18 protein-coding genes are annotated in these 21,737 nt (G+C 62.3%); 10 read left to right on the top strand and 8 right to left on the bottom strand.

Annotated elements, in window-relative coordinates:
- Positions 1-196: 196 nt before the first annotated feature.
- Complete coding sequence (dapB, locus tag Thiosp_RS07700) at positions 197-1,021, top strand: 4-hydroxy-tetrahydrodipicolinate reductase (protein ID WP_201064148.1); 825 nt, start codon at positions 197-199, stop codon at positions 1,019-1,021.
- 39 nt (positions 1,022-1,060) lie between these two features.
- On the opposite strand, the gene Thiosp_RS07705 is transcribed toward dapB, so the two are convergent.
- The 3 genes from Thiosp_RS07705 to Thiosp_RS07715 form a co-directional block, all read right to left on the bottom strand.
- Positions 1,061-1,819 (bottom strand): SDR family NAD(P)-dependent oxidoreductase, encoded by a 759-nt coding sequence (locus Thiosp_RS07705; RefSeq protein WP_201064151.1) that lies wholly within the window; start codon positions 1,817-1,819, stop codon positions 1,061-1,063.
- A 40-nt stretch (positions 1,820-1,859) separates the two neighbouring features.
- Entirely contained in the window at positions 1,860-2,573 is a 714-nt protein-coding gene (gene ubiG, locus Thiosp_RS07710; protein WP_201064152.1) for a bifunctional 2-polyprenyl-6-hydroxyphenol methylase/3-demethylubiquinol 3-O-methyltransferase UbiG, read from the bottom strand.
- Positions 2,574-2,789: 216 nt separating this feature from the next.
- A complete protein-coding gene (locus tag Thiosp_RS07715) occupies positions 2,790-3,599 on the bottom strand; it encodes an undecaprenyl-diphosphate phosphatase (RefSeq protein WP_201064153.1) in 810 nt (269 codons plus the stop codon).
- A 155-nt stretch (positions 3,600-3,754) separates the two neighbouring features.
- Here Thiosp_RS07715 and Thiosp_RS07720 point away from each other — a divergent pair, with 155 nt between their 5' ends.
- Both Thiosp_RS07720 and Thiosp_RS07725 read left to right on the top strand, forming a co-directional pair.
- Positions 3,755-6,601 carry an SPOR domain-containing protein gene (locus Thiosp_RS07720; RefSeq protein WP_323696966.1) on the top strand — a complete coding sequence of 949 codons (2,847 nt, stop codon included), beginning with the start codon at positions 3,755-3,757 and terminating at the stop codon, positions 6,599-6,601.
- A gap of 14 nt (positions 6,602-6,615) precedes the next feature.
- Positions 6,616-7,644 (top strand): FAD:protein FMN transferase, encoded by a 1,029-nt coding sequence (locus tag Thiosp_RS07725; protein WP_242518320.1) that lies wholly within the window; start codon positions 6,616-6,618, stop codon positions 7,642-7,644.
- Here the strand turns inward: Thiosp_RS07725 and Thiosp_RS07730 are convergent.
- Both Thiosp_RS07730 and Thiosp_RS07735 read right to left on the bottom strand, forming a co-directional pair.
- Positions 7,613-8,551 carry a trypsin-like peptidase domain-containing protein gene (locus tag Thiosp_RS07730; RefSeq protein WP_201064166.1) on the bottom strand — a complete coding sequence of 313 codons (939 nt, stop codon included), beginning with the start codon at positions 8,549-8,551 and terminating at the stop codon, positions 7,613-7,615. The genes Thiosp_RS07725 and Thiosp_RS07730 overlap by 32 nt on opposite strands.
- Complete coding sequence (locus Thiosp_RS07735; protein WP_201064168.1) at positions 8,548-9,801, bottom strand: D-alanyl-D-alanine carboxypeptidase/D-alanyl-D-alanine-endopeptidase; 1,254 nt, start codon at positions 9,799-9,801, stop codon at positions 8,548-8,550. The genes Thiosp_RS07730 and Thiosp_RS07735 overlap by 4 nt, the downstream gene beginning before the upstream one ends.
- Positions 9,802-10,019: 218 nt before the next feature.
- Here Thiosp_RS07735 and Thiosp_RS07740 point away from each other — a divergent pair, with 218 nt between their 5' ends.
- The 5 genes from Thiosp_RS07740 to ilvD all read left to right on the top strand — a co-directional run bounded on the left by Thiosp_RS07740 (position 10,020) and on the right by ilvD (position 15,340).
- Positions 10,020-11,039, top strand: coding sequence for a class 1 fructose-bisphosphatase (locus tag Thiosp_RS07740; protein WP_201064170.1), 1,020 nt, complete (start codon positions 10,020-10,022; stop codon positions 11,037-11,039).
- Complete coding sequence (folK, locus tag Thiosp_RS07745) at positions 11,020-11,541, top strand: 2-amino-4-hydroxy-6-hydroxymethyldihydropteridine diphosphokinase (protein WP_201064172.1); 522 nt, start codon at positions 11,020-11,022, stop codon at positions 11,539-11,541. The genes Thiosp_RS07740 and folK overlap by 20 nt, the downstream gene beginning before the upstream one ends.
- A gap of 35 nt (positions 11,542-11,576) precedes the next feature.
- Positions 11,577-12,110, top strand: a complete 534-nt coding sequence (locus Thiosp_RS07750) for a hypothetical protein (protein ID WP_201064174.1) — start codon at positions 11,577-11,579, stop codon at positions 12,108-12,110.
- A gap of 190 nt (positions 12,111-12,300) precedes the next feature.
- Positions 12,301-13,422, top strand: coding sequence for a DegT/DnrJ/EryC1/StrS family aminotransferase (locus Thiosp_RS07755; RefSeq protein WP_201064176.1), 1,122 nt, complete (start codon positions 12,301-12,303; stop codon positions 13,420-13,422).
- Between the two features lie 67 nt (positions 13,423-13,489).
- Positions 13,490-15,340, top strand: coding sequence for a dihydroxy-acid dehydratase (gene ilvD, locus Thiosp_RS07760; RefSeq protein WP_201064178.1), 1,851 nt, complete (start codon positions 13,490-13,492; stop codon positions 15,338-15,340).
- An 81-nt stretch (positions 15,341-15,421) separates the two neighbouring features.
- Here ilvD and Thiosp_RS07765 read toward each other — a convergent pair whose 3' ends face one another.
- The 3 genes from Thiosp_RS07765 to Thiosp_RS07775 form a co-directional block, all read right to left on the bottom strand.
- Positions 15,422-16,081, bottom strand: coding sequence for a TIGR04211 family SH3 domain-containing protein (locus Thiosp_RS07765; RefSeq protein WP_201064180.1), 660 nt, complete (start codon positions 16,079-16,081; stop codon positions 15,422-15,424).
- 158 nt (positions 16,082-16,239) lie between these two features.
- The gene (gene argF / locus Thiosp_RS07770; protein ID WP_201064182.1) at positions 16,240-17,205 is read right to left on the bottom strand and encodes an ornithine carbamoyltransferase; all 966 of its coding nucleotides are present in this window, start codon (positions 17,203-17,205) and stop codon (positions 16,240-16,242) included.
- Positions 17,206-17,209: 4 nt separating this feature from the next.
- Positions 17,210-18,406, bottom strand: a complete 1,197-nt coding sequence (locus Thiosp_RS07775) for an aspartate aminotransferase family protein (RefSeq protein WP_201064183.1) — start codon at positions 18,404-18,406, stop codon at positions 17,210-17,212.
- A gap of 364 nt (positions 18,407-18,770) precedes the next feature.
- Between Thiosp_RS07775 and Thiosp_RS07780 the strand changes: the two genes are divergently transcribed.
- Both Thiosp_RS07780 and ilvB read left to right on the top strand, forming a co-directional pair.
- Positions 18,771-19,535: a retropepsin-like aspartic protease family protein gene (locus tag Thiosp_RS07780; RefSeq protein WP_201064185.1), complete on the top strand. Its 765-nt coding sequence runs from the start codon at positions 18,771-18,773 to the stop codon at positions 19,533-19,535.
- 205 nt (positions 19,536-19,740) lie between these two features.
- Positions 19,741-21,510 (top strand): biosynthetic-type acetolactate synthase large subunit, encoded by a 1,770-nt coding sequence (ilvB, locus tag Thiosp_RS07785; RefSeq protein WP_201064191.1) that lies wholly within the window; start codon positions 19,741-19,743, stop codon positions 21,508-21,510.
- Positions 21,511-21,737 lie beyond the last annotated feature (227 nt).

Genomic DNA, 21,737 nt, shown 5'->3' on the forward strand with positions numbered 1-21,737 from the left:
CCAAGCCCCATTCGCACTTGACGGCACCTTGGCCCTTCGGGGCAGAATTCCGCTGACCGCGGCTGAACAAACCGAGACTGGCAGCAGGGACCCTGATATGGTCCGCTGTCAACGCGGAACGGTTTTGACGCGCTCAGAATTCAGTTTTCGGTTTCTTTAAGTCCATCAGTTTCACAACTCAACAGGAGTAACCTTCATGCCAGACATTCGCGTGGCCGTTGCCGGAGCAGGCGGTCGCATGGGACGCACCCTGGTCCAGGCGGTGCATGAAACCCAAGGCCTGCGCGTCGGCGCGGCTACGGAATTGGCCGGAAGCGGCCTGGTCGGCGTGGATGCGGGAGAAATCGCTGGCGTCGGTAAGCTTGAGGTCCCAATCCGCCCCGACCTCGACGAAGTGCTGGCCGACTTCGACGTCCTGATCGACTTCACCTCGCCCAAGGCCACCATGCACCATGCCGAGTTGTGCCGCGATGCCGGCTGCCGCATGGTCGTCGGTACCACCGGACTGACCCCCGACCAGCGCGAGCTGATCAGCGAGGCCAGCATCGACATCGCCATGGTGGTGGCACCCAACATGAGCATCGGCGTCAATCTGTCGCTCAAGCTGCTCGAGCTGGCCGCGCGGGTCATGGGAGAGGACGCCGATATCGAAATCATCGAGGCCCACCATCGCCACAAGGTCGATGCCCCTTCCGGCACCGCCTTGCGCATGGGCGAGGTCATTGCCGCCGTGCTCGGGCGCGATCTCGAGGAAGTCGCCGTCTACGGCCGCGAGGGACATACCGGCCCACGTGACCATCAGACCATCGGCTTTGAGACTATCCGCGCGGGCGATGTCGTCGGCGAGCACAGCGTCTGGTTCGCCACTGAAGGCGAGCGCATTGAGATCGTCCACAAAGCCAGCAGTCGCATGACCTTCGCCCGCGGCGCGGCGCGCGCGGCCTTATGGATCGCCGAGCGCGAGCGCGGTCTGTTTGACATGCAGGATGTGCTCGGCCTGAGCCAGCGCACCTCTGACTGAGCGACACGCGGCCATCGAGCTCACACAGGCGAATACCCGTTAAGGGAGGGGCGCTCTCATCATCTGCCCGCTGATGTCGCGGCTGGCGGGGCCGAGCAGATAGAGAAAGCTTGATGTGACCGCGTGCGGCGGGGGATGACTTGCCGGGTTCTCCCCCGGGTAGAGCGCGCGGCGCATAGCGGTGTTGAGAATGCCAGGGTCGAGGCTGTTGAAGCGGATTGGCCGGTCGGCCTGATTTTCGGCCGCCAGGACCTGCATCAGGCCCTCGCTGCCAAACTTGGCGGCGGCAAATGCACCCCAGTAGGCGAGTCCCTGTCGGCCGACGCGGTCGGCGGCGAACACCACGCTCGGATCGGGCGCGGCGCGCAGAAGCGGCAGACAGGCTTGGGTGAGCAGAAAGGGCGCTGTCAGGTTGACGCGCAGCACCCTGTCCCAGTCCTTGAGCTCATAGTCATCGATGCGCGTGAGGTAGGGCGCGAAGGCGGCGCAATGGGCGATTCCGTCGACGCGGCCGAATTCGTTGCCGAGGGTGTCGGCGGCAGCGATGAACAGATTCTCATCGCCTTTTTCCAGGTCGAGCGGGAAGCTGGCGGGCCGGGGTGCTCCGGACGCCTCAATCTCGTCGTAGAGGCTGTCGAGGTCGGTGTCCTCGTAGTCGATCAATACCACCGTGGCGCCATGCTTGGCGCAGTCCAAGGCCAGCGCGCGGCCGAGTCCCTCGGCGGCGCCAGTGATCAGAATCACCCGCTCGGCGAGCAGGTCAGCTGGCATGGTGTCGGTGGTTGGGTCTTGGCTCATTTCAGCAGCAGGGCGGCCGGCAAGTAGTGTGGGGTAAGGCTCAGGCAGGCCGCTGACAGCTCAACAGGTAATTCACCGAGATATCCTTCGGGTCAAGCCGGTAGGTCTGGGTCAGTGGGTTGTAGGTCATCCCGCTGATCTCATCAAGCTGCAGACCGGCATCGCGCGCCGCACGCGCTAACTCGGACGGGCGCAGAAAGCGGGCGTAGTCATGGGTGCCCTTGGGCAGCATGTTGAGCAGGTATTCGGCCCCCAGCACCGCGAACAAATAGGACTTGGGATTGCGGTTCAAGGTGGAGAAGAACAGGTAGCCGCCGGGGCGCACCAGCCGCGCGCAGGCGTGCACGACTGATCCGGGGTCGGGCACATGCTCGAGCAGCTCCATGCAGGTGATGGCATCGAAGGCCGCCGGCGACTCATCTGCGAGAGCCTCGGCCGAGGTGCGGCGGTAGTCGACCTGCACGCCGGATTCGAGCGTGTGCAACTCGGCAATGTGCAGGGGCATCTCGCCCATGTCGATGCCGGTAACCTCGGCGCCGCGCGCGGCCATGGCCTCAGACAGAATGCCGCCGCCGCAGCCGACGTCGAGCACTTTTGTGCCCTCGAGCTTGAGCTTGCGCTCGATGAAGGCGAGCCGCAGCGGGTTGATGTCGTGGAGTGTCTTAAACTCGCTGTGCGGGTCCCACCAGCGCGCGGCGAGTTGCTCGAACTTGCTGATTTCGGCGTGATCTACGTTCGCGCTTGCGTGCGTCATTGATGATCGGGCTCGCTATGGAAGTTCGGTAAAAGTAGAAAATGGTGCCGGTGGTGATTGATTCAATTCGCCATGCTGGCGAGGGTGACGGCGGTTGGCGACCGGACCGACGCCGAAACTCCTTACCCGCTAGTCAGTCGCAGCCGGCTGAATTGATATTGTCGCACAAAGCCTCGGCGCGGGCAGCACGCGGCGCGAACCGCATCGGCGCCCTAATTAGAGCACCAGGACCAGAATAAGCACGCCTAACGCCAAGCGGTAGAAGACGAAAGGCCGCATGCTGATGCGCTCGATCAGTCGCAGGAAGAAATGAATGGTCGCATAGGCCACCACAGCTGAGATTAGGGCGCCGGCCCACAGGGCGGTCCAGTCGATCGGATCAGGGCTGGCAAGAAGATCGCGGCTTTCGAGCAGACCCGCGAGCAGGATGGTCGGAATCGACAACAGGAAGGAAAACCGCGAGCTCGCCTCGCGCGTGAGGCCGAGAATCAGTCCGGCAGTCATGGTGATGCCGGAGCGCGAGGTGCCGGGGATAATGGCGATTGTCTGGGCGACGCCAATCATGACGGCGGCTTTCCAGTCCAGCCGATACTCATCTTTCTCGCGCCGGCCGCGCCAATCGGCCAACCAGAGCAGCAGCCCGAAGCCGATGGTCGTCGCCGCGATCACCAGGGCGATCAGCCGGTCATCTTCGCGCAGCAGTTCCAGCACTGCCTTGAGCGGCAGTCCGAGGAACAACAATGGCAAGGTGGCCAGAATCAACAGCCAGGCGAGGCGTCGCTCTTGTCGCGCGGCTGTGTCGGGCGCGCGACCAAGCACGGCCACTGTCATGCGCGCCAGCTCGAGGCGGAAGTACAGCATGACCGCGGCCAGGGTGCCTAGGTGAACGGCGACATCGAATGCGAGGCTCTGCAGTTCGTAGCCAAACAGCAACGGCGCCAGAATCAGGTGGGCGGAGCTGGAAATGGGCAGAAATTCGGTCAGCCCCTGAATCAGGCTCAAAAGCGTGATCTGGTCGATATCCATGATGCTCTTATCCTGCTGCCCGCGCGCGGCCATCGCCCGGCAAACGGGAGCTGCGTGCTGAAAGTGAATGAAATTCTCGTGAAAATCCGCATGCGGGATTCGGTATAGAATGCGAGCGACTGCTTTGATCCAGTAACAAGCCCACGGGGTCCGGGATGCGGGACGAAACACAACGCCAAGGTGCGGCCGCCACGCCGGAACAGGCGACGAATGGCGAGACGGTAGCGCGCGTCATGACAGGCCTCAATATGCTGCGTGGCCGCGCGGACCAGCTCGACGCGGCGCAAGAGCCGGCATTTGATGCCGAGTCGCGCACCGGCGTCAATGCGACTGGCATCAAGGCCCGTTTGAGCGCCTTTCTCGATGCCGCCGAGCGCGCGCTCGAGAAGATCATCGACAGCGACGCCCGCCTACCCGCTGCGATGCTGCCCGCCGCCGATGCGGAGCCCGATTCCGCACCCGATTCGGCGCTCGGCTCGGACCTAAGCGAGGACGATGCCGGGCAAATCCAGGTGCCGATCCAGGTGCCGTCAGAAACCGGCATTGCCGCCCTGCCAAGCATGCAATGCGCACTCGCGGCCCTGCGTCTCGAGACTCAGATGCTCATCAACGGCGTCGATGATCTTGCCACCGACCCGAGTGATCAGCCTCGCCTCGAGCGACTCGACAAGCGCCTGCTGCATGCACAGAAAACCTTGCGAGAGTTTTCAGTGTTGGGCGAACGCGCCGAGCAGGAACTGGCCGACTATCTCGACAGCGCCCGGGATATTGCCAGTTTATCCGAGGATGAGGTCGGGCAAAGTGATTTGGGTAATGAGCAGATGCGGCAGGATTTACCCGACCAGGAATTAGAATCTGAACCCCAGCCGGAGCCCGAACCAGAGCCCGAACCAGAGCCCGAACCAGAGCCCGAACCAGAGCCCGAACCAGAGCCTGAACCAGCGCCTGAACCAGAACCTGAACCAGAACCTGAACCAGAACCAGAACCAGAACCAGAACCAGAACCAGAACCTGAACCTGAACCAGAACCAGAACCAGAACCAGAGCTTGAACTAGAGCCTGAACCAGAGCCTGAACCAGAGCTTGAACTAGAGCCTGAACTAGAGCCTGAACTAGAGCCTGAACTAGAGCCTGAGCTAGAGCCTGAACCCGAGCCGGAGCCCGAACCTGAGCCTGAGCTGGAACTAGAACTGGAACCACAGCCGGAAGCGCCCTCCGCTGGAGCGTCAGCTAGTGTTCTTGTTAGCGCGGCGGACAAAGAGGAGATCGCTTCGGTTGCCAGCGAGATTCTCGCCCTCGGCGATCCGGGAGAGCTTCAGGGATCAGCCTCGCCGGAGGAAATCGAGGAATTCCAAGAGGAGGGATCTGGAGCTGAGGAGATACCCGAAGCTGTGGAGATGCTAGACGGCGATGAGATGCTCGGCGTTGATGAGAAGCCCAGAGCCGAGGAGAAGCTCGAATCTGAGGCGATGCCTGAAGCCTCTGTCGCTGAGTCTTTTTCGCAGCAATCAGAAAGCGCGCCCGAGGAGGATGCCGCGATGGCGGAGCCGAACGATGACATCAGGGATGCTGGAGAAACCTACGAAGGCTGGGAATTGCCAGATGAAACCGAAACCGCCGAGCCGCTGCCAGAAGATGATGAGCCCATCGACCTGACCGAGCCGGAGGAACTGGCCGATCTTTTCACGAGCTTGGAAGAAACGGAAGATCAATCTCCTGCTGAGGATCAGCGAGACGAACTGGCACCAGAGGAGCTCGCGTCTCCAAGCCAGGCAGAGCCAGAACCACAGGAACAAGCGGCCGAAGCAGGTAGCCGACAGCCAGAGCTAGACCCAGAGTCAAAACCGGAACCAGAGCCGGAACCAGAACCAGAACCCGAGCCCGAGCCCGAGCCCGAGCCAGCAGAACAAGAGCAGAGCCAGCCCTCATCGCAACCCGCTTCGGAACGGCTTGCCGCCTCGGACTTCAGGGATTTGCTGCCGGAGGATGCCGTTTCGGAGGAATCCGTGTCCGTGCATTCAGCTGGAAATGCGCCGTCGTCGGACAGCGCGTCTGGGGACTTGGCCCGGCAGTTGCACCAGACCAAACGCCAGATGATCCTTGGCTTAAGCGCTGTTGCCGCTCTCGCATTCAGCCTGTTCGGCGTTGGCTGGTGGGTGCTCGGCAGCGCTACAGATGGCGAGACGGAAACACCGGAGCCTGCGACCGTGTTGGCAGCCGATCTGGTGCACGAGGTCGAGGGCCGGCTGGCGGTCATCGAGGGCGATCTCGAGGGCGTGGATCAGCGCCTGATGCGGCTCGAACAGCAGGCCACCGCCCTGACAGAATATCTCGCGGCATTAAACAGCAGCGGGTCCGCAGCGCCGGCACCAGGCACCCCGGAAGCCGCGCTGCTGGCAAGGAGGCAGCCTGTGCCGGGATTGTCTGACTTACTGGCAAGCCGTCCGCCGTCCAGCATGAATGCGCCGTCCGCGGCTGAGGATATTTCCCAGCCCGGCACCGATGAGAGTGCTGCGGCTGCCTCGGCGCCCCTCAACCAAAGTGATGACCAGGACGCTGACCGGGACGCGACCCAGACAGACGAGCAGCCAGCCCTGGAAGATGCCGCCACCGCGGACAGCGAAGCGCCGCGGGACGCTGCCGATGCATCCGCGCCGGCACCAGCGGCGACATCCGCATCGCCCGCAAGCACCGACGCCCGCGCGAGCAACAGTCTGGTGCTGAACTCGGTGCGCTATGGCATCCAACTCGGCGCCTTCGCGCAGCAAGAGAGCGCGGAGAAGTTTGCTCGGGAGAAGAGCACAGACGGTCAGTCGCTGTATTTCTTCGACTCTGGCCCCGAGGGTCGGATGATCGCGGTCATACAGGGGCTGTATTCGAGCAACCAGGAGGTCTCCAACAATCTGATCGGTATTCGCCGGAAATATCCGAACGCCTGGCCGCGCCGCTTTGATCCCGGTACTGAGCTGACCTTGTTCAACCCTGGTGCTGCTCAGCAATGAACAGGCTAAGGTTGATGGTCCTGCTCGTTGCAGCCCTGTCGCTGTGCGCCTGTGGGGCGCCCGATCAGGCGCAAGTCCTGGAACTCCAGGGTCGCACCATGGGGACCAGTTACTCGGTGCAGATCGCGCAGCCGCCGGCAGATGTTGATCGCGATGCCTTGCAGCAGGCAATCACGGGAGAGCTCGAGCGGATCAACGCGGAAATGTCTACCTATGATCCGGCCTCGGACCTGTCTCGCTTCAATCGGTCGAAGGCAAACGATTGGTTCCCGGTGCCGTCCGAGTTGGCACGGGTGGTGGTGGAGGCCCAGCGGGTCAGTCGGCTGAGTGATGGTGACTTCGACGTGACCGTCGGGCGCTTGGTCAACCTGTGGGGGTTCGGCCCCGAGCGCCCCCCGGAGCGCGTGCCCACCCCCGCGGCAATCGCCAAAACCCTTGATGAAACGGGCTATGCAAAGCTCGCCGTGCGCACCGATCCGCCGGCGCTGCGCAAGACGGTGCCCGGGCTTTATGTCGATCTCTCGGCCATTGCCAAAGGCTACGCGGTGGACCGGCTGGCCGAGATACTCTCAGATCGGGGTTTTCGCGATTATCTGGTTGAAGTGGGTGGCGAGCTGCGTGGGGCTGGCCAGCATCCCGAACGGCCCTGGCGTGTCGCTATCGAGCGCCCGGAGAGCAGCGCGCGCGCGGTGTTTCGGGTGGTGCGGCTCAATAACGTCGCCATGGCCACCTCGGGCGACTATCGCAATTTCTTCGAGCAGGACGGCAAGCTCTATTCTCACACCATCAATCCCCACACGGGACGCCCGGTCGATCACCTGTTGGCGTCGGTTTCCGTGCTGGATGAAAGTTGCATGCGCGCCGATGCGCTGGCTACCGCTTTGCTGGTCTTGGGCCCGGAGGACGGACTGGCGCTGGCCGAACAGCAGGGGATTGCGGCCTTTCTCATCGAGCGCCTGGAGTCAGGTTATCAGGCGCACATGAGCAGCGCTTTTGAGCGCATCGCCGGCGCTAGTGAATCGCCGAATCCGTCCGCGCCATGATGCGCCTGAGTGATTGGCGAACGCGATTGCTGGGCACGGAAAAGCCGATGCCGACATTGCCGCCGCTGGGGCCGAGCAGGGCCGAGTTGATGCCGACCACTTCGCCGCCAAGGTTGATCAGCGGGCCGCCGGAATTGCCCGGGTTGATCGACGCATCGGTCTGAATCAGATCCCCCAGCCGGTCGCCGGCGATGCCGGAACGCCCCAGGGCGCTGACGATGCCTGAGGTGACCGTTTGTCCGAGTCCGAAGGGATTGCCAATCGCGATGACGAAGTCGCCGACCTCCAGCGCATCGGAATCGCCCCATTTCAGCCCCTTGATGGCCACCGGAGGAATGCGCAGTAGCGCGGTGTCCGAGGCAGGGTCGCGGCCGATCAAACGTGCCTTGAAACTGCGCCTGTCCTTCAGGGTGATGGTGATCTCGGTGGCGTCCTTGATGACATGCGCATTGGTTAGTACCAGGCCGCGGCGGCTGTCGATCAGGAAACCCGAGCCAACGCTGCGGCGCTTGTGAGTGCCGCCGCCGGCGGGTGGCAGGGGCATATCGAAACTCTCCAGAAAGCGCCGGAATTCAGGATCGCGCAAAAAGGGGTGGTCTTCGATCGCCACCTCGGAGACCACAGACACATTGACCACCGCCGGCGTGATGCGCGCCAGCATGGGCGCGAGGGAAGGATAGCCGCCGCGGGTTTTGCGAGAGGGAGCATCCGGCATCAGTCCGGGAGCGGACTGAGTTGCGGGCGCTGCGGTCAGCGGTGGTTGCGCCTGAGGCGTCGGGCCCGTGGTCTGGCAGCCGGAGGTGATCGCGAGCGCGAGCGAAAGCAGCAGCGCCCGCGCGTGCCCCAGCGTCCGCAGGCCTGGTGGCTGGGGGCTGGCGGACCTGAGCCTCTGGTTTTTTTCATTCACTGAGGGCCGCCTCGCCCCAGCATTGACAGCGTCGGCGCATCGGCCAAGGCGCGTGCCACGCGCAGGCGCAGATCATAGGGTGCGGCCTGATTGATCATCAGGCTGAAGGGCACCCAGCCCTCCGGGCGCTGGACGAAGCCCGCGTAACAACTGACCCCGCTCAGGGTGCCGGTCTTGGCGCGCACGCGGGGCTCGTTGTCCTTTGCGGGCAGCAGGTCGCGGTACTGAGCCATGGCACCAAGGAGTTGCATCATCTGCTCCCCGCTCAGGCGGTTGCCGCGCGAGAGACCGGCACCATCTTCGATGCGGAAATCCTTCCAGCCGAATTTTCTCCGTGCCCAGCCCTCAATTTTTCGCTGTGCCTGGGGAAAGCTGGTGGTGCCCTGCTGCTCGCCAAGCAGTAGAAACAAATTGTTGGCGACGAAGTTGTTGGAATACTTGAGCATGTCGCGAATGACCTGCTCAAGCGAACGGCTGTTGGCATGCAGATGCAGAGGTTTCGCGCTCGCGGGCGTCCGGCCCGTTATCCAGTCGCCGCTGACCTGAATACCCGCTTGTTCGAGCTTCGCGGTCAGCAACTCGGCGAACTGCGCCAGTGCGCGCGCGCGCGTGCCCAAGTTCAGCCTGTGGGTGCCCGCGGCGAGTCCCGCGCCCAAGGTTCGGCCGGTTGCCGTTAGCGGGGTTTGCGGCTCGCCACTGCGGATGCCGGATGGTCCAACAGCGAGGTTAACGGTGTTGAAGTTGACCGCCAACGACGACAGGGGCGCGTCATAGGGATTGTCGGAGCTCGAGCGGCCGGGAACGCGCAAATCGCTGGCATAGAGCGTGTCGTCGAGCCCGATGCCGCTGACTTGGTCCAGACCCCGGGCTGCCAGCGCCTGCACCAGACGGTCGATCTCCTCGGAGACCAGATAGGGGTCGCCGCTTCCCTTGATCCACAAGCGCTGATTCGCATCAAGCAGCAGCTCGGTGGTGAAGCGGTGAGCCAATCCCCAGCGCTCGATCGCAGCCAGCGCTGTGACCAGTTTCATCGTCGAGGCGGGGATCATCGGCGCGCTGGCGCCTTTGTCGATCAGACGCTTCCCCGCAGGGCCAACGACCAGACTGGCGTGGTCCATCGCGAGCACCTGCTCGACGGGACCGGCCAGGGTGGCTGGCGCCCAGGTCAGGAGCGCGCTGCAGGCAAGCGCGAGAGCAAGAAGCTGGCTAGCGAACTGGCGGCGGGGCAGTGGAAGGCTGTTGCGATTCATTGGCTTCGGGACGGTTCAATAGCAACGTGGGGGACTCGACTGGCCGATGATACAGGCATGCAGGGTGATCGAGGCGTCGAATCTGACGGAAAAAGCGACTATAATGCGCGGTTTTTGCCGCGCCCGAAATACCGCTTGGGGCTCCCAGTAATCCACGCCCTCCCAGTAATCCACGCCAAGTTATCCACATCCAGTTATCCATTCAAGAGGTTCAAACCATGCCACACGGCAAAACCATCACACAGTTCATCAGCGAAGAGCAACACCATGCGCCGGGCGCGACCGGGGAATTCACCGCGTTACTGAACGATATCGTGACAGCGTGCAAGATGATCTCCAATCAGGTCAATCATGGCGCGCTGATCGGGGCGCTCGGCAGTGCCGGCAGTGAGAATGTGCAGGGCGAAACGCAGAAGAAGCTCGACGTGCTGTCAAACGATATTTTCCTGCAATGCAACGAGTGGGCGGGGCACTTAGCAGCGATGGCGTCCGAGGAAATGGACGACATCTACCACATTCCGCAGGAGTACCCGCGCGGCAAGTACCTGCTGACCTTCGACCCGCTTGATGGCTCGTCCAACATCGACGTGAACGTCTCGGTCGGGACCATTTTCTCCATTCTGAAATGCCCGGGCGGTGGCGATAAGCCGACGGTGCGGGACTTTCTGCAGGCTGGTACCCAACAGGTGGCGGCCGGTTACGCGCTCTATGGTCCTTCGACCATGATGGTGCTGACCACTGGCAACGGGGTGAATGGCTTTACGCTGGATCAGAACATCGGCGAGTTCATCCTGACGCATCCGCAGATGACCATCCCAGCCGACACCCGGGAGTTTGCCATCAATGCCTCGAACATGCGCTTCTGGGACGCTCCGGTGAAGCGCTATGTCGACGAATGCCTGGCTGGTAAGGACGGCCCGCGCGGCGAGGACTTCAATATGCGCTGGATCGCCTCCATGGTGGCTGAGGTGCATCGGATTCTGACCCGAGGTGGGGTGTTCATGTATCCGATGGACGCGAAAATTCGCGAGAAAGGGCAGGGCGGCAAGTTGCGCTTGATGTACGAGGCCAATCCGATGTCCTTCGTGGTCGAGCAGGCCGGAGGTGGCTCCGTTATCGGCAAGGAGCGCATCATGGAGCTGCAGCCAGAGGGTCTGCATCAGCGCGTCCCTGTCATTCTTGGCTCGCGCAACGAGGTTGAACGCATCCGCCAGTATCATGAGGAAGCCGCTGGTTGAGCCGGCCGGGCCCTTGTTTGAGCGCACGGCCTATGTGGCCATCGGCTCGAACATCGATGCCTTGCGCAACGTCCGGCGGTGTCTGGCGCTTCTGCGCGCACTGCCGGGCGTTTCCCTCGAGGCTGTCTCAAGCCTTTATCGCACCAAAGCCTGGGGGGGCGCAACCGAGGCAGAATTCATCAACCTCGCGGTGGCATTGCGCACCGCGTTATCGGCTCGCGAGCTGCTTGCGCGCACACAGCGCATCGAACTGGCACTCGGGCGCGAACGTGCCGAACGCCATGGCGCGCGCACCATTGATCTCGATCTGCTCTTGATCGGCGAGGAAACGCACCAAAACGAGCAACTGCGCGTGCCACATCCAGGTCTGCTCGAGCGCGATTTCATGCTGCTGCCATTACTTGAGATCGCACCCGAATTGCGCCATCCGCAAACCGGCGTTCCTTTAGCGCACCAGCGTGGGGAGATTCCCTATCGCCAGATCATCGAACGCGTGCCCTAATTGCCGCTGCCCATAGCGCGCGAGCAGACAGCGAGATGACAATGAAAAAGCGGCAATATTTTCTTTCCCTTTGTCTATTGATTGCGTGGAATGCGAACGCTGAGGTGTTTCAGTGCGAGCAGTCGGACGGGATAACGCGTTTTCAGAATGTTCCATGCCAGGAAGAGCCTGCGAACGAGGATGAACCCAAGGGTTGCCCGCCGCCCGAATGGCTGCCGCTGACCAAAGATGGCGATTGCGGTGACCTGAAGCTCATGCGCTACCAATCGACCTACAAGATGCCTGTCACCGAGAAGGCGGGCGATGGATGGCAGTCAGAGAAGCTTGCTTTCACGACATGCGCGAGTGTGGTGTTTTTCTTATGCGAGACGCTAGCGGACGATGCGGACCATTCACTGCTTGCGAAGCGATTTGAAATCAAGCTCAATAATGGCGGTTCGCTGGTGGGGAATAACATGCGCATCACGTCAGCGGGTTCCGGAGCCAATGTTTATGAATCGGAAGTCTGTTTCGGCTGTCCGGATTGCCAGCTGAGTGAGATTGCTGAGGTGAAATGCCTCAAACAATAGCCGATAGCAGCAACAGGTCGCAGCCAGCAGTCAGAAGCGACTCCGATAGGCAAGTAGCTGTCAATGCCGCGATGACGTGCGCTGGACCTCGCCGCTTGGCCGAGCTAAAGGCTAATGGTAATCTGCGCTGCTTGGTGCCGACCTGCTCGCCCCCAAGAATGACTCTTTCTGCAACGAGAGCTTGGTGCAAATGAATTTCGTCGACCTCAAAACCCAATACGAGCAGCTACGCGAGAAGATTGATTCTGGAATTGTGCGAGTGCTCGAGCATGGGCAGTTCGTGATGGGGCCGGAAGTGGCGGAGTTGGAACAGCGACTCGCTGACTATGTCGGTGTCGGGCATTGTGTGTCTGTATCGAGTGGCACCGATGCGCTGCTTGCCGCCATGATGGCGCTGGACATCCGGCCCGGAGACGAGGTCATCACCACGCCCTTTACCTTTGTGGCTACGGTCGAGACCATTGCTCTGTTGGGGGCGGTTCCGGTTTTTGTCGATATCGATCCGGTCTCCTATAACATCGCCCCGGCGGCGATTTCGGCCGCCATCACCGAGCGCACCCGCGCGATCATGCCGGTCTCGCTTTATGGCCAATGTTTCGCGGTCGCTCAAGTCCGGAGGATCGCACGCGACGCTGGCGTGCCGGTGATCGAGGACGCCGCCCAGAGCTTTGGCGCGGCCAGTGCTGGGCAGCGCTCCTGTGGAGTGAGCGAGATCGGCTGTACGTCTTTCTTCCCTTCCAAGCCGCTCGGCTGTTATGGCGATGGCGGGGCGTGCTTTACCGATGATGATGCGCTTGCTAATGCCTTGCGTCAGATCCGCAACCATGGCCAGGATCGGCGTTATCATCATGCGCGGCTCGGTTTGAATGGCCGCCTGGATACTTTGCAGGCCGCCATTCTGCTGGCCAAGTTGGACGGGTTTGATGCGGAGGTCGAGCGGCGCGCTGCTATCGGCCGGCGCTATTGCGATGGGCTGACCGCTGGCGGGGCTGCATCTACCCGTGACGCAGAGCAGGGATTGCTGGTGCCCTTTGTCCCGGACGATCAACTGTCGGTCTATGCCCAATACACGGTGCAAGTGGATGACCGGGATGCGGTGATCGGGGTACTCAAGGACCAGGGCATCCCGACGGCGGTCCATTATCCAATTCCGCTCAACGAGCAGCCTGCCTTCGCAGATTTTCCGGTGCGGCACGATCTCTCGGTGTCGCGTAGGGTGTCGCGGCGGGTTTTGAGTCTGCCGATGCATCCTTATCTTGGCGAGCAGGACCAGGATCGCGTGATCGATTGCCTGCTGCGCGCTTGTGGCTAAACAGCCTGGACTTTTCCCGCGAGGGGGCAAATAGTGGCCCCTTCGTTGCAACTAGGGGTACTGACCGATGCCGGAATATCGCTCTCGAACCACAACGCATGGCCGCAACATGGCGGGTGCCCGCGCACTGTGGCGCGCCACCGGGATGAAGGATGGGGATTTCGACAAGCCGATCATCGCGGTGGCGAATTCCTTCACGCAGTTTGTTCCGGGCCACGTGCATCTGAAAGACATGGGGCAGTTAGTCGCCGCGGAGATCGAACGTGCTGGCGGCGTGGCCAAGGAGTTCAACACCATCGCGGTTGATGACGGCATCGCTATGGGGCATGGCGGCATGCTGTATTCCTTGCCGTCGCGCGATTTGATCGCTGACTCAGTCGAGTTCATGGTGAATGCGCATTGCGCGGACGCCCTGGTGTGTATTTCCAACTGCGACAAAATCACCCCGGGCATGCTGATGGCCGCGCTGCGGCTGAACATCCCCACGGTGTTTGTCTCCGGAGGCCCGATGGAGGCAGGTAAGGTGATTCGCGACGGGCGCGAAGAGCACCTGGACCTGGTCGATGCCATGGTTGCGGCGGCGGATTCCAAGCGCTCCGATGACGATGTCGCCGCCTATGAACGCTCTGCCTGCCCGACCTGCGGGTCTTGTTCCGGCATGTTCACGGCCAACTCCATGAACTGCCTGACAGAAGCCCTTGGGCTCAGCCTGCCTGGTAACGGCTCGCTGCTCGCCACGCATCAGGCACGCCGGGACTTGTTCCTGGAAGCCGCGCGCCTGGTGGTATCGCTTGCCAAACGCTGGTACGAGCAGGACGATGCCAGGGCGCTGCCGCGCTCCATCGCGAGCTTCGAGGCCTTTGAGAATGCCATGTCGCTGGATATTGCCATGGGCGGCTCGACCAACACCGTGCTCCACCTGCTGGCGGCGGCCTTCGAGGCTGGCGTGCCCTTTTCGATGAGCGACATCGACAGGCTCAGCCGCAAGGTGCCGAATCTGTGCAAGGTGGCACCGGCCACGCAGCAGTATCACATGGAGGACGTGCATCGCGCCGGTGGGGTCATTGGTATCATGAGCGAGCTCGATCGCGCCGGGTTGGTGCATCGCGATGTTCCCACTGTCCATAGCGATTCCTTTGCTCAAGCGCTTGAGCAGTGGGATGTGATGCGCACGGATGCCGAACAGGTGGTGCAGCGCTATCGTGCCGCTCCCGGCGGCGTGCCAACGCAGCACGCATTCAGCCAGAACGAGCAATGGCCGGCGCTCGACCTGGACCGCGACCAGGGCTGCATCCGCCGGCTGGAGTCAGCCTACAGCCGCGACGGCGGGCTGGCGGTGCTCTATGGCAACCTGGCCGAGGAGGGCTGCATCGTCAAGACTGCGGGCGTGGATGCATCCATCCTGAAATTTACCGGCACCGCGCGGGTGTTTGAAAGCCAGGAAGATGCCGTGCAAGGGATTCTGCTCGACCGCGTGAGCGCTGGCGATATCGCGCTGATCCGCTACGAAGGCCCGAAAGGCGGCCCCGGGATGCAGGAGATGCTTTATCCCACCAGTTATCTCAAGTCGAAAGGCTTGGGCAAGGTCTGTGCGTTGATCACGGACGGGCGCTTTTCGGGCGGCACCTCGGGCCTGTCCATCGGCCATGTTTCACCGGAAGCGGCCGAGGGCGGCACCATTGGACTGGTGGAGGAGGGCGACCGCATCGAGATCGATATCCCGGCGCGGCGCATTCACCTCGATGTTTCGGAGCAGGTGCTTGCGGAACGGCGTGCACGCATGGATGCCCGCGCCGATCACGCATGGAAGCCGGCACAGCGCCAGCGCCCGATCACTACCGCATTGCGTGCCTACGCGGCACTCACGACCAGTGCCGCGCACGGTGCGGTTCGGGATGTGTCACAGATTGGCGGTTGAGCGGAGGCGGATTGACATCGGCTATCGGCTGTCGGTCCGTTCCAGCCGGACGACAGTCGTAGCGAAAGCCTGAGCCGGAACTCAGAATAAATTGCGTGAGCTGCCGCGTCGGCGTCCGAGACCGGCGCTGGCCAGCACAAGCCCGACCAGTAAGCCGCCGCCGGCGACGCCCGCGCCGGTCAGAAACCAGCGCCGATCGTCGCCGCCGCGCAGATCAAGATTTTCCTGCTCAAGCTCGCCGACCGTGCGGGTGAGCTTGGCGACATCCTCTTGTAACTGGTTGCGCTCGTCGTTGATGCGGACAATGTTCGCCGAGGTGCGCTCGAATTCCGCCAAGGCTTCCTCAAGCTCGATATTGCGTTCGGAGACGGTGTCGTATTCCTGTTTGAGCGCCGTATGCGCTTCCTCAATGCGGGTCAGCTTGGCGGCGATCTGATCGGGCTCCTGCTGCAGTTCCTCGAGGCGTTCGCGCATTTGCTCGAGCTCAATGCGCGCGGCGGGGCCGTCCTGCAGGTAACGTGTCAAGACAAAACCAACGGTGCCATCCTCAAGACGCACGCGCGAATAGCCGGTCTCTTTGTCTTGACCGAGGACATCGACCTCCGAGCCGCTCGGCAGAATCCGGATGATCTTGTGGCTGGTACTCTCGCCGCTGCGCAGGTTGAATTCGCCCTGATCGGTGATGTAAGCGGTGTCTGCCGCCGCTATCAGGGGTGACCCTAAGAGCCCGATTGCGATCAATGCACGGACCGAGCGGATAAACCGGAGCCATCCTTGATGGCATTTTCCAGGAGGGCTTCCCCCAGGCGCCGTCCTTTGCAATCCGGATGTCCGTCGGATGGGGCGAAATTCAGGGCGAAAGGTTTCAACTCGGTTCAACATGGCGGTTAAGACTCCAGTCAAGCATGGACCGGCGGGGAACCGACCAGCAGAAATTCCAGCAATGCCTTCTGCGCGTGCAGACGGTTTTCGGCCTCGTCCCAGACGACGGATTGAGGGCCATCGATGACGTCCGCGCTGACTTCCTCGCCGCGATGGGCGGGTAGGCAGTGCATGAACAGCGCATCCGGATCGGCTCGCGCAAGCAGCGCCTGGTCGATGCAGAAGCCGGCAAAGGCGCGGCGGCGCTCGCATTCCTGTTCCTCCTGCCCCATGCTGGCCCAGACGTCAGTGACAAGCAGATCGGCACCAGCAACCGCCGTGGCTGGGTCGTGCGACAGCCGGCAGCGTTCGGTATTGGCGTCAAGTAAATCGCGGTCCGGCTCGAAACCGGGCGGACAGGCGATGCGCAGCTCGAAGTCGAACAGGCGCGCGGCATTGATATAAGAGTGGCACATGTTATTGCCATCGCCGATATAGGCAACACGACGTCCGCGGATCGGGCCACGATGCTCCTGGTAGGTCAGGATGTCAGCAAGCAGTTGACAGGGGTGACAGCGATCCGTCAGTCCATTGATGACGGGCACCTGCGAGTAGGCGGCGAATGTTTCGATCGTCTCCTGCGCAAAAGTGCGGATCATGACCGCATCGACCATGCGCGAGAGCACGCGCGCGCTGTCGGGGATGGGTTCGCCGCGTCCGAGCTGCGTATCCCGAGGCGACAGGAAAAGCGCGTGACCGCCAAGCTGGGCCATCCCGGCCTCAAAAGAGACCCGCGTGCGGGTCGAGGATTTCTCGAACACCATCGCCAATGTGCGCTGTTTCAACGGCAGATAATCGGCCCCCTCACGCAACAGACGTTTAAGCACCTGAGCGCGATCGATCAATGCCTGCGCTTCTTGCGCGGAGAGATCAAGCAGCGTCAGAAAATGCCGCACCCGTTGGGCTGTTGGCTGGGCTGCCAGCTGGGCTGGTGATTGGGCCATGGCGCTACTCCGCAGGCTCTGTCAGCGGTTGGGCGAGGAACTTGCGAATCAGGTCGGACAGCCCGTCGGCCAGTTGAGCGACCTGATCATCGCGAATGATCAGCGGCGGCAGCAGGCGCACGACCCGCCCGGCGGTGACATTGATCAGCAGTCCGCGCTCGAGAGCTTGGCGGACGAGCTCGGGACAGTCGCGCTTGAGCTCGATGCCGATCATCAGGCCGAGCCCGCGAATGTCGCGCACTCCGGGCAGATCGCCAAGCGCAGCGCGCAGCCGCTCTTGCAGCGCGGTGCCCTGGCGTGCGGCCTGAGCCGCAAGATCTTCCTGTTCCAGTGTTTGCAGCACGGCCAGCGCGGCCCTGCAGGCGAGCGGATTGCCACCGAAGGTCGAACCATGACTGCCCGGTCCCAGCACCTCAGCCGCAGCGCCGCGCGCCAGACAGGCGCCAATGGGCACGCCGTTGGCCAGCCCCTTGGCCAGGGTCATCACATCGGGCTGCACTCTGGCATGCTGATGCGCGAACAGCCGCCCGGTGCGGCCCATGCCGGTCTGTATCTCATCGAGCATCAGCAACCAGCCATGCCGGTCGCAGCGCTCGCGCAGGCCAGCCAGATAGTCGCCCGCGGGCAGCACCACGCCGCCTTCCCCCAAGATGGGCTCAACCAGCACAGCGACAATGTTGGTGCGATTCGCGGCCACTTTGTCGATGGCGTCGAGGTCATTGTAGGGAACGCGCACAAAGCCCTGCACCAGTGGCTCAAACCCGGCCTGGACCTTGCGGTTGCCGGTTGCGGTGAGCGTGGCCAGGGTGCGGCCGTGAAAGCTCGACTCCATGACCAGAATGGTCGGGTCGCCGATGCCGCGGTGGTGCGCGTGCAAGCGGGCGAGCTTGATCGCGGCCTCATTGGCCTCGGCACCCGAGTTACCGAAGAAGACGCGGTCCATGCCGGCAAGGCGCGTGAGGCGGTCGCCAAGCTGCTGCTGTGCCTCAATCTGATACAGATTGGAGGTATGCAACAGCCGCCCGGCCTGCTCGCACAGCGCCGCTGTCACCGCAGGGTGCGCATGCCCAAGCCCGCACACGGCGATCCCGGAGAGCGCGTCCAGGTAGCAGCGCCCCTCGGTATCCCACAGCCAGATACCCTCACCATGGGTGAAAGTGATCGGCAGGCGGGCATAGGTTGGCATCAGAGATTGGCCCATGTCGCGTCAGATACTCTTTGAATTCTGGGAACTTAATCGAGCACGTTAGCTCGCAAATTTAGCTGGCAATTTGCCTAGAAGAATTTCCCTGAAAAAATTGCCAGGAAAATTCGTTTGGTACATTTGACAGGCAGTGGATCTGCGAAGAGCAGAAACAACAAGGCGGCCTTGCGCGGCGAAGCGCCGAGACCGCCCCAACATTCTACCCTGTGCCAAAGGCGCCAAAAACGCCTAATATATCAGCGCTCGGTTCAGACTCACAACCAAGTGAAATGCCATGCAGGTTTTTGAGGAAGCATCTGCCAATCGAAGGTTGGGCGCGCGCCTGGCCTTTTGGGGGCTCACGGGCCGGAACCGAGCAGGCTTGGACGGTCCTGCTCTCGCGCGCTCGCGACTTGGATCTCGGCGGCTGATCACTTGGGTGCTGGTGTTGGTGACTTGCCTCAGCCCGGTGCAGAGCTTCTCCGCCTCGGTCGATCTGAGTGCCGAGGTTTCGCGCTTGGCCAATGCGCATGGATTTCGCGTTGATGGCAGTGAGCACTTGGAGGAAAGCCGCGGGCGGCAGATTGAAGGGCCGCTCTATCAACAACTGCGGGCGCTTCTGGAAGGCTTCGATCACATCATCATCCAAGGTCCCGGCGGGGGCGTGGAGCGTTTGTTGATTATGGGGCCAAAAGGCGCTGTTCCGGCCGCGATGCCGACGCAGCTCCATGCGCCGCTCGTCCCGGCGCAGTTGGGTGATATTGCGTTGCCAACGCGCCGGCAGGGTAACCAGCATCTGGTCAGTGTCGAGCTCGAAGGGGCGGGTGCCAGGCGCTTGTCGGCGGAACTCTTGATTGATACCGGTGCGGATGCGCTGGTGCTGCCTGCATCCATGGTCACACAACTCGGGCTCGGTGCCACTGGTTTAACCACACGAGAGGTGCAAACCGCAAATGGCCGGGTGCAGGCGCGCTACGGGCGTCTGCCAGCCGTGTGGCTTAACGGAAGGCGGATTGCCGATGTGGCTGTGGCCTTCCTGGACGATAGCCGCCTTGGCCGCAACGGTCTGCTCGGCATGAGCGTGCTCGGGCGCTTCCGCGTGACGATCGATGATCATGCCGAGCAAGTGGTGCTGCAGCCACGCTGACCCACCATAAAGTCAGTTCTTACCGGAGCACACAGGCGCGATATAGCTGCCCCGTCGTGGCAATGCATGATGTCGAAGCATGAGCGGTTCCGGTTGCGGTGCCAGTCGCGGGCGTCTAGGCACCATTGGGTTGAGGCGCTAAACTCGAGTTTTTCTTGCCGCTAGATCGGCCCCTCCATCGGCTTTCGGGGTCTAAAGGGTTTTCATGACGGTTTCTGCTTCAGCGCGCCGCAGTGGCGCGGCTATTTTGTTCGATGTGCTGAACGATCTGGGCGTTGATTTCATCTTCGGCCACACCGGCGGCGCCGTGATTCCGCTCCATGTCGAGCTCAACAAACGGATGCGCCGCGGTGAGCGCGTGCCGCGTTTCATCCTCTGCCGCCAGGAAGGCGGGGCCGGCCATGCGGCCGAAGGCTATGCTCGCGCTGGCGGTCGCATCGGGGTGGCGCTGGCGACGTCTGGCCCTGGCGCGACCAATCTGGCCACGCCCATCGCCGACGCCCACAAGGATTCGATCCCGACGGTGTTTATCACCGGTCAGGTCTCGAGCGCGGCGATCGGTAGCGATGCCTTTCAGGAGGTCGACACCCTGGGCATGACGCGGCCGATTTCCAAGCACAATTATCTGGTCAAGGATGTTGCCGACCTTGAATGGACGCTGCGCGAGGCCTTCGCGCTTGCCGGCTCGGGACGCCCTGGCCCTGTGGTGGTGGACATTTGCAAGGACGCGCAACTAGCTCTGCTCGATCAACCGAACCAGCCCCGGGTGCGACATCGCGCGCCCTATCCCTTCGATGCCGAGGCCGCGGACCGGATTCTGCACGCACTAGCCGCCGCCGAACGCCCGGTGATCAAAGCCGGCGGGGGGGTGATTCACGCCGGTGTGTCGCAGATGCTGCGGCAGTTTGCCGAGCGCCTCGACACGCCCGTCACCACCACCTTCAATGCCTTAGGCGCCATGCCGATGGTTGCGCCGCACGCACTCGGCATGCCTGGCATGCATGGCAGCATTCCGGCCAACTATGCCTTGCGCGAGGCCGATTTCATTCTCACGCTGGGCGGGCGCTTCGACGACCGGGTCGCAGTCAAGGGGTTTGCCGCTGGCAAGCGTATCGCCCATGTCGACATTGATCCATCCGAGATCGACAAGACTATCAAGACCGATCTGGCCCTGGTCGCCTCGCTCGAGGATTTTTTCGAGCATGCGCTGGCAAGCGGATTGCCGGCGCGGCATCCGGACTGGATGGCCCGCGTTGCCGAATGGCGCACCAAAATGCCCTTGCCTTATGAACAAGGCGATTACATCAAGCCGCAGGCCGTCATCAATGCGCTCTCGGAGCTGACCGCCGGCGATGCCACCCTGGTCACGGGTGTTGGTCAGCATCAGATGTGGGCGGCGCAGTATTACGGGTTCCAGCGCCCGCGGCAGTGGATCAGCTCAGGTGGGCTAGGCACCATGGGGTTTGGTTTGCCAGCGGCCATCGGCGCCTGGTTTGCCAATCCGGACAAGCCGGTGGTGCTGGTGGACGGGGATGGCAGCTTCCAGATGAATATTCAGGAGTTGGCGACCATTGTCGCCCACCGGATTCCGATCAAAATGTTCGTGCTTAACAACAGCTTTCTCGGCATGGTCCGCCAATGGGAGGACATGATGGACGGCGGCCACCATTACGAGACCTGTCTGGCGCGAACGGCGGATTGCGATCCGGACTGCATGACCATCGATCAGACCTGTCGCCGCCAGTACCCGAACCTGACCGGACTTAGTCACGTCTACCCGGGGCTCAAAACACAGCGCATTCGTGGGCCTGTTGGAATGCGCGAGAGCATCCGCGAGGCGCTGGAGCAGGAAGGCAGCGTGTTGGTGGATGTCTGGATCGACAAGGCCGAGAATGTGCTGCCGATGGTGCCGCCTGGCCAACGGCTCGATGCGATGATCGAAGCCGCATCGGGGGTTGATGCCGCATCAGGCTGAGTCCGTGTCGGGCCTAGGCCGTATCAGAGGGGCCGCATAGCACGGTGAAGACCGTTTGTCTAGTGCGGTTTTCCACTGCTGGCCGCAGCGGCCATCCTGTGTCAAACTAGCGAGACATGACTCGATGATCGCAGGCTCATTGCAGAGGCTGGCGATCATGGAGAGCCTTATAATAAGGTCGACTGCATGGCTTTGTTGATCTGTGTTGACTCGATCGTTTAATTGAT

This window comes from Thiorhodovibrio litoralis, assembly GCF_033954455.1.
Classification (GTDB): Bacteria; Pseudomonadota; Gammaproteobacteria; order Chromatiales; family Chromatiaceae; genus Thiorhodovibrio; species Thiorhodovibrio litoralis.

Excerpts from the sequence above, each read along its gene's own strand:
- Thiosp_RS07740 (WP_201064170.1), top strand. The coding sequence starts at position 10,020 with ATGCCACACGGCAAAACCATCACACAGTTCATCAGCGAAGAGCAACAC.
- ilvD (WP_201064178.1), top strand. The coding sequence starts at position 13,490 with ATGCCGGAATATCGCTCTCGAACCACAACGCATGGCCGCAACATGGCG.
- Thiosp_RS07715 (WP_201064153.1), bottom strand. The coding sequence starts at position 3,599 with ATGGATATCGACCAGATCACGCTTTTGAGCCTGATTCAGGGGCTGACC.
- dapB (WP_201064148.1), top strand. The coding sequence starts at position 197 with ATGCCAGACATTCGCGTGGCCGTTGCCGGAGCAGGCGGTCGCATGGGA.
- Thiosp_RS07705 (WP_201064151.1), bottom strand. The coding sequence starts at position 1,819 with ATGAGCCAAGACCCAACCACCGACACCATGCCAGCTGACCTGCTCGCC.
- Thiosp_RS07725 (WP_242518320.1), top strand. The coding sequence starts at position 6,616 with ATGGTCCTGCTCGTTGCAGCCCTGTCGCTGTGCGCCTGTGGGGCGCCC.
- Thiosp_RS07750 (WP_201064174.1), top strand. The coding sequence starts at position 11,577 with ATGACAATGAAAAAGCGGCAATATTTTCTTTCCCTTTGTCTATTGATT.
- Thiosp_RS07720 (WP_323696966.1), top strand. The coding sequence starts at position 3,755 with ATGCGGGACGAAACACAACGCCAAGGTGCGGCCGCCACGCCGGAACAG.
- Thiosp_RS07735 (WP_201064168.1), bottom strand. The coding sequence starts at position 9,801 with ATGAATCGCAACAGCCTTCCACTGCCCCGCCGCCAGTTCGCTAGCCAG.
- ilvB (WP_201064191.1), top strand. The coding sequence starts at position 19,741 with ATGACGGTTTCTGCTTCAGCGCGCCGCAGTGGCGCGGCTATTTTGTTC.
- Thiosp_RS07755 (WP_201064176.1), top strand. The coding sequence starts at position 12,301 with ATGAATTTCGTCGACCTCAAAACCCAATACGAGCAGCTACGCGAGAAG.
- argF (WP_201064182.1), bottom strand. The coding sequence starts at position 17,205 with ATGGCCCAATCACCAGCCCAGCTGGCAGCCCAGCCAACAGCCCAACGG.
- Thiosp_RS07775 (WP_201064183.1), bottom strand. The coding sequence starts at position 18,406 with ATGGGCCAATCTCTGATGCCAACCTATGCCCGCCTGCCGATCACTTTC.
- ubiG (WP_201064152.1), bottom strand. The coding sequence starts at position 2,573 with ATGACGCACGCAAGCGCGAACGTAGATCACGCCGAAATCAGCAAGTTC.
- folK (WP_201064172.1), top strand. The coding sequence starts at position 11,020 with ATGAGGAAGCCGCTGGTTGAGCCGGCCGGGCCCTTGTTTGAGCGCACG.